General features: G+C 45.6%; 12 protein-coding genes. 7 read left to right on the forward strand and 5 right to left on the reverse strand.

Features of this window, described 5'->3' with window-relative positions; all coding sequences use genetic code 11:
• Positions 1–225: 225 nt before the first annotated feature.
• On the forward strand, positions 226–1,305 hold the full coding sequence (locus tag CHA6605_RS18110) for a PIN/TRAM domain-containing protein (protein ID WP_015160852.1): 1,080 nt from the start codon (positions 226–228) through the stop codon (positions 1,303–1,305).
• Between the two features lie 158 nt (positions 1,306–1,463).
• Here CHA6605_RS18110 and ribD read toward each other — a convergent pair whose 3' ends face one another.
• Complete coding sequence (ribD, locus tag CHA6605_RS18115; RefSeq protein ID WP_015160853.1) at positions 1,464–2,573, reverse strand: bifunctional diaminohydroxyphosphoribosylaminopyrimidine deaminase/5-amino-6-(5-phosphoribosylamino)uracil reductase RibD; 1,110 nt, start codon at positions 2,571–2,573, stop codon at positions 1,464–1,466.
• Positions 2,574–2,870: 297 nt separating this feature from the next.
• Between ribD and CHA6605_RS18120 the strand changes: the two genes are divergently transcribed.
• A complete protein-coding gene (locus tag CHA6605_RS18120; RefSeq protein WP_015160854.1) occupies positions 2,871–3,725 on the forward strand; it encodes an HAD family hydrolase in 855 nt (284 codons plus the stop codon).
• Between the two features lie 59 nt (positions 3,726–3,784).
• Here the strand turns inward: CHA6605_RS18120 and galE are convergent, their stop codons facing one another.
• The 4 genes from galE to CHA6605_RS18140 all read right to left on the reverse strand — a co-directional run bounded on the left by galE (position 3,785) and on the right by CHA6605_RS18140 (position 7,812).
• Positions 3,785–4,801, reverse strand: coding sequence for a UDP-glucose 4-epimerase GalE (galE, locus tag CHA6605_RS18125; protein WP_015160855.1), 1,017 nt, complete (start codon positions 4,799–4,801; stop codon positions 3,785–3,787).
• Positions 4,802–5,180: 379 nt separating this feature from the next.
• On the reverse strand, positions 5,181–5,636 hold the full coding sequence (locus tag CHA6605_RS18130) for a hypothetical protein (RefSeq protein WP_015160856.1): 456 nt from the start codon (positions 5,634–5,636) through the stop codon (positions 5,181–5,183).
• 296 nt (positions 5,637–5,932) lie between these two features.
• On the reverse strand, positions 5,933–6,571 hold the full coding sequence (gene pdxH / locus CHA6605_RS18135; RefSeq protein ID WP_041548241.1) for a pyridoxamine 5'-phosphate oxidase: 639 nt from the start codon (positions 6,569–6,571) through the stop codon (positions 5,933–5,935).
• Between the two features lie 353 nt (positions 6,572–6,924).
• Complete coding sequence (locus CHA6605_RS18140; RefSeq protein WP_015160858.1) at positions 6,925–7,812, reverse strand: polyphosphate kinase 2 family protein; 888 nt, start codon at positions 7,810–7,812, stop codon at positions 6,925–6,927.
• Between the two features lie 205 nt (positions 7,813–8,017).
• Between CHA6605_RS18140 and CHA6605_RS18145 the strand changes: the two genes are divergently transcribed.
• From CHA6605_RS18145 to CHA6605_RS18165, 5 genes are all read left to right on the forward strand, one after another.
• Entirely contained in the window at positions 8,018–9,172 is a 1,155-nt protein-coding gene (locus tag CHA6605_RS18145; RefSeq protein ID WP_015160859.1) for an NAD-dependent epimerase/dehydratase family protein, read from the forward strand.
• A 234-nt stretch (positions 9,173–9,406) separates the two neighbouring features.
• The gene (gene psbU / locus CHA6605_RS18150) at positions 9,407–9,829 is read left to right on the forward strand and encodes a photosystem II complex extrinsic protein PsbU (protein ID WP_015160860.1); all 423 of its coding nucleotides are present in this window, start codon (positions 9,407–9,409) and stop codon (positions 9,827–9,829) included.
• Between the two features lie 328 nt (positions 9,830–10,157).
• The gene (nadB, locus tag CHA6605_RS18155; protein WP_015160861.1) at positions 10,158–11,885 is read left to right on the forward strand and encodes an L-aspartate oxidase; all 1,728 of its coding nucleotides are present in this window, start codon (positions 10,158–10,160) and stop codon (positions 11,883–11,885) included.
• Between the two features lie 185 nt (positions 11,886–12,070).
• Positions 12,071–12,661 carry a signal peptidase I gene (lepB, locus tag CHA6605_RS18160; protein WP_015160862.1) on the forward strand — a complete coding sequence of 197 codons (591 nt, stop codon included), beginning with the start codon at positions 12,071–12,073 and terminating at the stop codon, positions 12,659–12,661.
• A gap of 378 nt (positions 12,662–13,039) precedes the next feature.
• A complete protein-coding gene (locus tag CHA6605_RS18165; RefSeq protein WP_041548244.1) occupies positions 13,040–13,417 on the forward strand; it encodes a hypothetical protein in 378 nt (125 codons plus the stop codon).
• Positions 13,418–13,487 lie beyond the last annotated feature (70 nt).

The following is a 13,487-nucleotide window of genomic DNA, read 5'->3' on the forward strand; positions in this document are numbered from 1 at the left end:
CAGGCTTTAGGTTTTAGGCTTTAGGCTTTAGGCTTTAGGCTTTAGGGAAAAGGAGAAATAAGCTACATTGCCTATTACTGTTCCCCTTTACGCATTCCATTACCCATCCACCCTCCTGTATGGGATAACCGATCCAGTAGAGCCAACGCTTTGCGAACGGCACCGGATATAATAGCAAATAGAGAGATCTATTTATAAATACTCGACTCGATCGGAAGCTTACCCATGCTCGACTTTACTATTATCCTGCTACTAATCCTCGCAGCGGCAGGGATTGGCTACGACATCGTGGAGTTACTACCCAGCGAAGTACTGGAAAAGGTTACCAATCAGGACGGTTTACGAATAGTCTCAGCGGGGTTTGCCGCACTATTTGGTGGCATCTTTGGCATCGTTGTCAAAACAGCCTATCGGCGGCTAGAATTTCAGGTACGGCAGTTGCCTGTAGATGTCCTTTTGACTAGAGCTGTTGGCTTAGTTATCGGCTTACTGATTGCCAATTTGATGTTGGCTCCAGTCTTTTTATTGCCAATGCCTCTAGAATTCACCTTTCTCAAGCCCCTATTGGCAATTTTGGGAAGTGTGATGTTTTGCTATTTGGGGGTGACACTTGCCGATACTCATGGCAGTGCATTTTTAAGATTGATTAATCCACAAAATGTGGAAACAATGCTGGTTGCTGAAGGTACTTTAAAAGCTATTTCACCTAAAGTAATCGATACGAGTTGCATCATCGATGGACGGATTGAAGAGTTATTAAATACTGGCTTTGTAGAGGGACAAATTTTAGTGCCCCAATTTGTGATTCAAGAATTGCAAACCCTCGCCGATGCCGCCAATGATATGAAGCGGATTCGCGGACGCCGGGGTTTAGATATTCTCAATCGGATGAAAGATGGGTTTCCCGATCGCATTATCATTCACCCGATCGACTATCAAGATATTACAACCGTCGATGCTAAACTAGTTCACTTTGCTAGTGAAATTCATGCCACGCTCCTGACTAATGACTACAACTTAAGCAAAGTAGCCAATCTCCAAGAAGTTTCGGTATTAAATGTCAACGATTTAGCACACGCCGTGCGTCCGATTTATTTACCTGGCGATTGTTTAGAAATCAAAATTATCAAAGATGGTAAAGAAGCCGCTCAAGGTGTTGGCTACTTAGACGATGGTACGATGGTAGTAGTCGAAGAAGGTGGCAAATATATTGGCGGCGGACTCAGAATTATCGTGACATCTGCACTTCAAACCTCTGCTGGACGCATGATTTTTGCCAAACCATACGCCTCTATGATGGCGTAAATGATGGTTGGGAAAATATAATAAAATCAAAAATGCCTAAATTAAATCGCTATTCAATACATCGGAACTTTTCCATGTACTAATAAAACGATCTGGTGTTGGGAATAGTTTGTTTGCGATCGATCGACAGATATTTTTTCGAGCCAAATCCAACAACCTCAAAAGTCTAACTTCTGTTCCGATTTATCTAGATAACCCTGTATTAAAATATCTGTCCCGATTTGTTGCCAAGATACCCGTTCTAATACCATTGCATCAGACATCGATCGAATATTCAGATTGCCGACTGGCGAAGGTGCCGAACTCCCGCCGACAATTTTAGGCGCGATAAAGGCTAATACTTTCTGAATCGCACCATCAGCGATTGCACTAGCGGCTAAAGTCCCGCCGCATTCCCACAATACCGACAAGCAACCGCGATCGTAAAGATGTTGCATTACCTGCACTGGTTTGAGAGCATCTAATTCTAAGACTTGGACGCCGCGATCGCGCAATCGTGCTAATGTTTCGGGATTGACACCAATTTTAGTTACTACTAAAGTGGGCGCGACACTGATGTCCCACAAAATTGCGTCTAGCGGCACATCCAGACTGCGAGTCATCACCACTCGCAGAGGATTGGGTGCATCGGGATCGTGACTGGTGAGGTAGGGGTTGTCCCTACGTAAGGTATTCCCACCAATAACGATCGCATCACACCCCGCACGCAAATGATGAACGTAATGACGAGATGGCTCGCTGCTCACCCACGTACTATGTCCGCTATCGGTGGCAATTTTACCATCGAGCGTCATGGCATATTTGAGAATCCCCAACGGACGACGATGGACGATCCGCTGCACGAATCCTTCATTAAGTTCTTCACACGTTGCTGTTTCTACCCCAACGACTACCTCGATGCCAGCCTGCTGTAGCGTAGCAATACCGCCGCCAGAAACGAGCGGATTGGGATCTATCATCCCGACAACTACTTTGCCAATTCCCGCCGCTACTAGAGCCGCTGCGCAGGGGGGAGTTCTACCGTAATGATTGCAAGGTTCGAGGCTGACATAAATTGTCGCTCCACGCGCCCTATCCCCCGCTGCCCGCAATGCAAATACTTCGGCATGAGGCTGCCCTGCGCCGGGATGAAAACCTTCGCCGACAACTTCGCCATCTTTGACAATTACCGCGCCGACAAGGGGATTAGGGGCGGTCTTTCCCCAAGCTTGTTTGGCAAGATGCACACATCGTTGCATCATCTGGCGATCGAATTCTGTAGATTGCATAAGCTGGGAAGGAGGGGACGGGTGGATGGGTGGATGAGTGGATGGGTGGACTGTACCACCGGAGGATGAGTGGATGGGTGGATGGGTAAAGGGTAATAGGTAATGTAGCTTATTTTTCCTTTTCCTTAAAACCTTGCTTGGTGAAACACATGCGGAGGAGACCTCCGCGTGATTTCATCCGCAAAACCTAAAGCCTAAAACCTAAAGCCTACCCCCTAATCCCTAATCCCTATCCTCTATTCCCGATATCTGTATACTTTGATAAGTTTTATCGATGATTAGATCGTGTTAATACCAATGACAACTTATCAAGAAGCTGTTATTGTTAAGAAATCTTGCGAAATAAATCCTTCTGGTAGTATAAACTTTATGGCAGGTTTCTCCCGTAGCTTGTCAAAATCCATTACTGTATTTTGTGATTTTGACGGCCCGATTGTCGATGTATCCGATCGATACTATAGTACTTACTGTCTAGCGTTAACCGATACTGCTAAATATTATCGCGAGTTTTCCACGCCTGCACGCGCAAATTTACATTCCTTGCTCGATCTGACAACTCTGACCAAAGCGCAATTTTGGCAGATGAAGCAAGATCGTATCCCCGATCGAGAAATTGCTCGCCAGTCTGGATTAGATGGCGAACAAACCGAATTCTTTTTGCGGCGGGTGGTCGAAATTGTCAACTGTGTCGATTTACTCGCACAAGATAAGATCCAGCCTGGTGTCACTTGGGCATTAGGTTTGTTGCAGTCTCAAGGTGTGAGGTTAATTCTAGTAACTTTACGCGATCGCAACGAAGCAATTTCGATTCTCGAACAAAACGGACTCCGCCAGTTATTTACTGGGATTTACGGTACCAGCAATAGTGAAGCTGCCTATCAAAACTATACAGAAGTTAAAACCAAACTGCTCCAACGAGCAATGCGGGAACATCGCATCACATCGATAAACTCGCCACATAGTTGGATGATTGGCGATACTGAAGCTGATATCTTAGCAGGACAAGCGATGGGCATTGCCACGATCGCCTTAACTTGTGGCATTCGTAGCGAAATACAGCTCCGCCAGTTGCAACCAACAACCGTCGCGGCAGACTTACTACGGGCCGCTCATTGTTTAATTGGTAACAATTATCTCCAAGCATGTAGTTAAGGGAGCTAGGTTGACCCTGACTGCGGCAAGATGCACGCTCCCTCTTGACTTCTATCGATCTAATTCGTACCCACTAGCTCTTGGGCGGCTAGGGATTGAAAATTGAGCTTTTTTTCCCATGCTAAGGCTGTCCGAACGATAATGTCTAGATCGTTGAAACGTGGTTGCCAGCCCAAAGTCTGAGCGATCTGCTCGGCTGAGGCGATTACGCAAGCCGGATCGCCAGCACGGCGTTCGGCTTCGATGACGGCAAAATCTACCCCAGAAATCTCTTTAACTTTTTCGATAACTTGTCGGACGCTGTAGCCTTGTCCGTAGCCACAATTTAAAACTTGACTCGCACCATCCCTATTGAGATAGGCAAGCGCATCGACATGTGCCCTAGCAAGATCGTCAACATGAATATAGTCCCTAATTCCCGTGCCATCTGGGGTATTAAAATCAGTCCCAAAGATGCTGACACTCGGACGTTTGCCTAAAGCAGCATCGCAAGCTACTTTAATTAGATGGCTGGCTTTTTTACCCGATTGCCCCAACGTGCCACCGATTTCAGCACCAGCAACATTAAAATACCGCAATATCACGTATCTCAGATTAGAAGCACTCGCATAGTCCCCAATCAGACGTTCGCTCATCAATTTGGAACTACCATAAGGATTGAGTGGTTGTGGGATGGTATCTTCGGTAATCGGGTTTACTTCTGGCTGTCCGTACACAGCCGCAGTGCTAGAGAAGATAAATTTATTTACTCCAAATTGCTGACAACAATGAAGAAGATTGAGGGTGTTAGCTGTATTATTACTATAGTAAGCTAATGGCTCGACAAGCGAATCAGGAACTGAAATACTGGCAGCAAAATGTAAGACAGCATCAAAATTATATTCAGCAAAAACTCGTGATAGCTGCTGTCGATCGCCTAATTCGCCCTCGACTAACGTGCCATAAGAAATCGCATCGATATTGCCTGTAGAAAGGTTATCATAAACGACAATATCGTAGCCAGTTTCGCCTAATTGTTTGACGGTATGCGAACCAATATAACCTGCGCCACCAGTAACTAAAATTTGCTTTTTCATCGGGTCGGATTCGTATGAGATATCGATATAACTGTTCGGAGGCTGACCCGAACAGTTTAACACCCCAGACCTGGTGGATAGCAACACAGTCAAGACTTTTGGCTGTTAGCGTATCAGCTTTTTAAGCAACAATATAAGATAATATACTTATTAATTGCGATACCCAACTTCTATTCTCAGAATATAGCTAAAAACTAGCGATTATTAGTCGATCGGGACTATACGCTCGAATCATTTTACTAGGAATCGATTGCCCCGATCGCTCGGATTATTCATAATTTAGTTGCTAGCATAGGAGCCGACTAATTGCTAAATTTGGATCGGGATCGAGCCGATCGGCATTAAATTTCTAGATGGAAGATAATACACAAAAGACAAATTACTTCCACCGTTTGGCTAATAGCTGCTCTTCCAAAGCAGCAATCCGGTTGTAAGCAGCCGTTAGTTGAGCTGTCAATCGTTGAATTTGAAATTCAGGTGACAAATGTTGTTCTTTAACCTGATGATGGCCGATCTCTAAACCGTTATTGTCCATCGACATCCCTTGTCGATCGATCGCCCAATTAGCCGTTTCCTGGCGATCGGGCGCATCTTTAGGTAAATCTACATATCCATTGGTACGATAGCTCGCAATCTCCTGTTTCACCCTTCTGGCATCGCTGCTATTGAGCGGCGGTGTCTGCCGATTGAGGGGATGTTCGATCGATGTCTCTTCGCCACCAATGGTTTGTGTATCTAGATTCTGAAAGACATGCTGTTGCAATCGATCGATAATCTGATAAACTCGATCGACTTTGCGGGTCAAGGTACTAATCTGTTGTTGGATTGATTCCATCTTTTACCCTATATTAACTTCCACCAATCTTAAGTAATAAATCAATAAAAGTTGATTTATTGCTGAATTATTTAACTTTTAGTAATAATTTTGACGGAAATAATTAAGTAATTATGTAGAAATCAATTAATGTGTAGTAAGTAACTATGAGCGATATTTTTGTTACATCTACTTAAGTTTATTAACTAAGTTGGGAGTTGGGAGTAGTGGATAGTGCATAGCAATTTAAGACGCAAGCGTCTGGATTATTAATAATTTTTCTCACTCCCCCCTCTCCCTCTCCCCTCATCCACCCTTTACGGCGCAAGGCGATCTATCTGCCATTTACCCGCTACCAATTGATAGCGCAACCTGTCATGAAGGCGACTGGGACGACCTTGCCAGAATTCGATCTCCTGGGGAATCACCCGCACGCCACCCCAGTACGGCGGTTTGGGAATTTCTCGATTTTGATACTCAGTTTCGAGTTGTTGTAGTCTTTGTTCGAGGACAAATCGATCGTGAATAATCGCACTTTGTTCTGATGCCCAAGCACCTAGTTGACTGCTGGCCGGACGACTGTGAAAATATTCAGTCGCTTCTGATTCTGAAACCAGCTCTACCCGACCTTCAATCCGCACTTGCCGCTCTAAATCGCCCCACAAGAAGACTAGAGCGGCATAAGGACAATTTTGCAGTTCGACACCTTTTTGGCTGTTGTAATTGGTATAAAACACAAATCCGCGATCGTCAACAGCCTTGAGCAGCACCACGCGAGCCGAAGGTTTGCCCTCAGCAGTGACAGTGGCAAGAGTCATCGCATTTGGTTCTAATATATCTGCTGCCACAGCTTGCTCGAACCACAATTTGAATTGCTCGAACGGATTGGCAACGACATCTGATTCTAGTAATCCAGCCTGAGTGTAATTTTTGCGTAAATCGGCAATTTTAGTCATGGAGTTGGGAGTTGGGAGTTGGGAGTTGAGAGACTGGGGAATCGGGGGACTGAGAACGATTATTAACAACAGGATGCTTGCACCTAAACTTGCTATCCACTGTCTTGTCTTGTCTCGCTGCTTGCTGCGCTTCCATGGTCGGGGCGCATCCGCATAATCCGGGAGCGGCGCATCGACAAAGGAGGTTCCCTCCGAGTTGTGTGCGTCAAGAGAGGGAACTTCACGGCTGCGATCCGCTCCCGCCCATACAATTGCGACAAGACAGCAGTAAACCGTCGGGTTTCCCAACAAGTGCAAATCGTTGTCCACTATCCACTATCCACTATCCACTATCCACTCTTCAATACTCCCAACTACTCCTCCTGCTCCAGCATCTTCTTAGCAATTGCTAGTTGTGCTAGTTGATTTTCACTAATTTTAGGATAGGCTAATTCCATTTGCTGGAGGCGATTGCAGATAATATCTGATACGGCTAGGCGCATAAACCATTTGCGATCGGCAGGAATGATATACCATGGGGCGACTTCGGTACTAGTATGGTTAAAAATATCTGTATATGCTGCTTGATAATCATCCCAATAAGCACGTTCTTGGATATCTTGGGCACTAAACTTCCAGTGTTTTTCTGGTTCGTTAATTCGCTCTAGAAATCGCTTCTTTTGCTCTTTTTTGGAAACGTGTAGAAAGAACTTGAGGATGACAGTCCCATTATTGGTGAGATACCGCTCGAAATCGTTGATTTCTTGAAATCTTTGCGGCCAGATCTGTTTGAGGTCGATATGCGGTAAGTTTTGCGCGGCCAAAAGTTCGGGGTGGACGCGCACGATTAGGGCTTCTTCGTAGTACGAGCGATTGAAGATGCCAATGCGACCCCGTTCGGGCAATGCTTTATATGTGCGCCATAAATAATCGTGGTCTAATTCTTCGGCAGAGGGACTCTTAAAACTATAGACTTGACAACCTTGAGGATTGATACCGGACATGACATGTTTGATGGTACTATCCTTCCCCGCAGCATCCATTGCTTGGAAAATAATTAAGACAGAAAATTTATTTTGGGCGTAGAGGATATTTTGATACTCTGCCAATTGCTGGATACCTGCGGCTAATTCGATCTGAGCGGCTTCTTTACTCTCGAAGTTGTCTGTATCTGCGGGATCGTAATCTTTGAGATCGATTTTTTTGCCCGGTGGCACGATCGTGTGGCGCACGATCGACGGATTAAGATGGCTAATTGTCATGGTGCTGCTAAAATTTTTGAGCGACTGCGAGCGCGATCTTTGAGTATTGTTCGGAAAATTTTCAGCTATATAGCTGAGTTTGGTGTCGGGCTTAACTCGTTCTTAACCTGGTTTTTTGGCGATCGTGGTTTACTCGATCGCCCTTATCCTGATACATTGAGCGAATACTGGCTCATAAAATTAATAACTCTACTCTTGTGTATTTATGAAAGTCCTGGTAATTGGCGGCGATGGTTATTGTGGGTGGGCAACTGCGCTGTACCTGTCCAACCGGGGGTATGATGTTGGGATTTTGGATAGTTTGGTCAGACGGCATTGGGATCTAGAACTAGGAGTAGAGACACTTACACCGATCTCCAGCATCCACCAGCGGATTCAAAAATGGCAAAAATTGACTGGCAAACAGATCGATTTGTTTGTTGGGGATATTAATAACTACGATTTCTTACAAAAATCGCTACGAGAATTTCAACCAGAAGCTGTCGTCCATTTTGGCGAACAGCGTTCGGCACCATTTTCGATGATCGATAGAGAACATGCGGTGTTGACTCAGACGAATAACGTCATCGGGAATCTCAACCTGTTATACGCGCTGCGGGATGATTTTCCCGACTGCCATCTAGTGAAACTAGGCACGATGGGCGAATATGGAACGCCCAATATCGATATCGAAGAAGGTTACATCACGATCGAGCACAACGGTCGTACTGATACTTTACCCTATCCCAAGCAGCCTGGTAGTTTCTACCACTTGAGCAAGGTTCACGATAGTCATAATATCCAGTTTGCTTGTAAAGTTTGGGGCTTGCGTGCGACAGATCTCAATCAAGGTGTCGTCTACGGGGTACTCACCGAAGAAACGGGGATGGATGAAATGCTCATCAACCGTCTCGACTACGATGCGATCTATGGTACGGCTCTCAATCGCTTCTGCATTCAAGCGGCGATCGGACATCCCCTCACAGTCTACGGCAAAGGCGGCCAAACTCGCACATTCCTAGATATCCGCGATACGATCCGCTGCGTAGAACTGGCGATCTCCACCCCTGCCAAATCCGGCGAATTCCGCGTTTTCAACCAGTTTACCGAGATGTTTAGCATTAACGATCTCGCGCTAAAGGTCAAGCAGGCAGGCATCGCGCTAGGATTGGATGTGGAGATTAATACGATCGATAATCCCCGCGTCGAGGCTGAAGAACACTACTTCAATGCTAAAAATACCAATCTGCTCAACCTCGGACTCCAACCGCACTTCCTATCAGATTCGCTCCTCGATTCGCTGTTGAATTTTGCCATCAAATACCAGCATCGCATCGATCGAGCGCACATTTTACCCAAGGTTAACTGGAAACGGCTTTAGGCTTTAGGCTTTAGGCTACAAGGATGATGAATGGGTTTGGAGATTGGTGCCAGCAGTGGACTAAATCGCTAAAAGCCTAGAACCCATATATTAGGCAATCCTTACTTTATAGCTGCGGACGCTTGCATCCTGTTACCTAAGAACTCAAACCTAAAGCCTAACACCTAAAGCCTAACGCCTAAATTGAGGTAAAATAATGAAACTTAAGATGCTGTGTTAGGAGAAATACATTATATGAAACGGTTCGCTCGTCTACTCGTTGCCTTTAGTCTCTGCTTGACTTGTTTGATGGGTGTTACTCAACAAGCAATGGCAGCTAGTTGGAATAGCTCGATGGTATTGGCTGCTACTTCAGCTCCTGAAGAAGTCATCCGCAACAGTGCCGATAGCAAATTAGGCACGGAATTTGGTAAAAAAATCGATTTAAATAATACTAACGTTCGGGCATTCCGCAAATATCCTGGTCTCTATCCTACCTTGGCACGCAAAGTAGTAGACAACGCTCCTTATAAGAGCGTAGAAGACGTACTGAATATTCCTGGTTTGAGTGAAAAGCAAAAAGAAGCTCTCAACGCCAACCTCGATAAATTCACTTTAACTTCTGTGGATGATACCTTCACCGAAGGTGGCGATCGTTATAACAATGGTTACTACTAACTACAATCGGTAATTCATCATTTTACCCTCATACTTCATCTCCCACCCAGAATTGGTGGGATTTTTTTGTGCCGCTCATCACAGATAATAGGGGATAGGGGATAGGGGATAGGGGGTAGGCTTTAGGCTTTAGGCTTTAGGCTTTAGGCTTTAGGCTTTAGGCTTTAGGCTTTAGGCTTTAGGCTTTAGGGGAAAGTGGATAGTGGATAGTGAGTAGTAAATACTCAACTTTCAACTTTCAACTTTCAACTCTCTAATCATTACCGATTACCCATTACCCAACCACCAATCCACCCAATCCACCCATCCACCCAACCCACTCACCCTTATGTCCCTAACTACCAGCTTTGATGTCATCGTCGTAGGAGCTGGAGCGGCTGGATTATATGCCGCGCTGTGTTTGCCAGCTTCATTGAGAGTGGCGATCGTCAGTAAAGCTAGTTTACCCCTGTCAGCAAGTGATTGGGCGCAGGGGGGGATTGCCGCCGTGGTAGATCCGCAAGATTCGGTAGACTTACATATTGCCGATACATTACGGGCGGGGGCGGGATTGTGCGATCGAGCTGCGGTAGAATTTTTAGTCACTCATGCAGCAGAGTGTATCGATTCACTGGTAAATTTTGGGGTGGGATTCGACAGGGTAAATGAGAAATTAGCTTTGACGCTCGAAGCAGCACATTCGCGTCCGCGCGTGCTCCACGCCGCCGATACCACAGGCAGAGCTTTAGTAAGTACTTTAGCCGATCGAGTGTTAGCGCAACCAAATATTACCGTATTTACTCACGCCTTCGCCTTAGATTTGTGGCTCGAAGCTGGCATCTGTCGGGGAATTAGTCTTCTGTATCAGGGACAAATTACCTGGGCAACAGCTACCGCCGTTGTTTTGGCAACTGGTGGCGGCGGACAAGTTTATGCACAGACTACCAATCCAGAAGTTAGTACTGGCGACGGTGTGGCCATGGTACATCGAGCTGGCGGACTGCTGCGCGATCTCGAATTTTTCCAGTTTCATCCTACCGCGCTCACCAAGGCTGGCGCGCCCCGCTTTCTGATTAGCGAAGCAGTACGCGGTGAAGGTGCTCATTTAGTAGACGATACTGGTTATCGGTTTACTTTTGACTATCACCCAGCAGGCGAACTCGCCCCTAGAGACGTCGTCAGTCAGGCGATTTTCCGTCATTTGCTCAAACATAGCCCAGACCCCAGTCAAGGCTGTGTCTGGCTCGATCTCAGCCCGATTCCAGAGGCAAAAATTCGGCATCGCTTCCCCAATATCATTCAAGTCTGTCAGTACTGGGGGATCGATATTTTACATGAGTCGATCCCAGTGGCTCCAGCCGCACATTATTGGATGGGGGGCATTCATACAGATTTGATGACGCAAACTAGTATCCCTGGAGTCTATGCAGTCGGAGAAACAACTAGTACTGGCGTACATGGAGCCAATCGATTGGCTAGTAATTCGCTCCTCGAATGCGTGGTATTTGGTGCTCAGTTGAGTAAAATACCAATCGAGTCTCGATTCTCTACGGGCGATACCCGATCGACTATTTCTACCTCGTTGGCGAAGCCTATCGGAACGATAATCGATCTTACACCAACAGAGTCTTCATCCCTAAATCTTCAGCTCGATATATTATCTAAAACTCCAAATGATTGGACGGAAAAAGTCCGATCGATCCGCCAAGAATTACCGCGATTGATGTGGCAAGCTGCGGGAATTTGTCGAGATCGTCATAGTCTAGAAACAGCAATCGATCGAGTCAAACTTTTACAAAGCGAATTCGATCTTTTACCGATCGGTAAACTAATTAGTCAACTCAGTCCACAATTAACTCTGACTTTGCCAACATCAATTTCGCAACAAGATCTGTGTACTTGGGGCGAGACTAGAAATTTACTAGATATCGGACTGACAATTTTAACTGGCGCACTCATGCGCACCGAAAGTCGTGGCGGACACTATCGGACTGATTTTCCCTTACTCGATCCCCACTGGCAATTACATACTCTAGTTCGTGGAGATCGGTGGTCTAAATCTTTGCCGATCGAGTGATAAATAGTTGTTAGGATAAGATAGCTATAGCTCTTTTGCCAAACGGAGCGCGATAAAAATTACTTTTTACTAAGAATCAGGTGTAAAATCTCCCCGAACGGGAAGGATCGAACCCGATCGTTCATTATTGCCATCCTCTGTCCTGCACAGAGGTGATTATCAATTATTAATTATCAAACTCCTCCATGAAGACCAATCCAAAGCAATCCCAACCAGAATCGACGTCACCTCAACCTTTGCTGGTGCAATGGTGGCAAAAATGGAGCGAAAATATCACTATCTTAGTTGTAGCGATTGGATTGGCTTTTTTCATTCGGACATTTATTGCAGAGCCGCGCTACATTCCCTCCGAATCCATGTTACCGACTTTGGAAGTCGGCGATCGCGTCATCGTCGAAAAACTCTCTTACTATAGCCATCCACCCCAACGCGGCGACATTATCGTCTTTGCGCCACCGCCACAGTTACAAGCGCAAGGATATCTAAAAGATCGGGCTTTTATCAAACGCGTCATCGGTTTACCAGGCAATACGATCGAAGTTAAAAATGGTCGCGTCTATGTCGATCGTGAATTATTGACCGAATCATACATCGCCGAGCCGCCTAATTATGCCATGTCGCCTGTCGTCGTCCCGTCCGACCAAATATTTGTGATGGGCGACAATCGCAACAATAGCAACGATTCTCACGTTTGGGGTTTTTTGCCTAAGACTAATATTATCGGTCATGCTTGCTTCCGCTTTTGGCCGCTAGAACGTTGGGGTGGCATGAGATAACGCCTCAGCTTGCCACAAAAAAGACCGACAGTTAGTTACCTAACAATCGATCCAAAAGCTAAAAACCCCGATTTTCCCTAGCAATGAAGTATCAATATGAGACTTACAGTACTAAAAAAATATTGTTGAATTTTGGTGACTTAATGATTAATCTAGATTAAGCTTGCCAACCTTCTGTCTCAAATATAACCTGTTAGAGATCGCACAGGCATCAGCCATTTAGATGACCGATCGCCGAATGTTAGACTCTAGATCCAAAGGTAGATTATTGTGTAAAGGGGACTTTCAGCTCTTAGCAATAAATTTTCCCAGTTCTCTGTCTCGATGCGCTCGAGCTTCGGTTTGAGTACGTCGCTATCCCCTATCTTTTATCCCCTAATGTATTACTTTCCTCAAGATCCGCCATATTTTATTTTATTTGCTGGTTTATTTGCTGGCATAGCTTGCGGAGCCGCTTTCGACAGCACCCTACGCCAGAACGTCAAAGCTTGGTCGGCAGATCGAAACAACATCATTCTTGCCAATAGCGATGGGATTAGCTTGCGGTTGCCCTTTTTGGGTATTTGCGTGGGGATTATTTTCTTTCTCTCGGCTGGGTTAGAAATTTTCGGATTTCCAACCTGGCTGGCATATAGTATCGCCTTGCCATTGACGTTGTTAATTGCCATCTTGCTGTGGTTTCAGCTCCGAGTAGTCTTCAGACAACTCGACAGAGGTGGTTCGCCCGCACTGGATCTAGACTCCTGGGAAGAATAATCTCAGGTCGGCACATCGTCGAGAGATATCTATACTGCCAAAACATGAGTGTTACATTAGAGGCACCCCT

The organism is Chamaesiphon minutus PCC 6605 (assembly GCF_000317145.1).
Taxonomy (GTDB): domain Bacteria; phylum Cyanobacteriota; class Cyanobacteriia; order Cyanobacteriales; family Chamaesiphonaceae; genus Chamaesiphon; species Chamaesiphon minutus.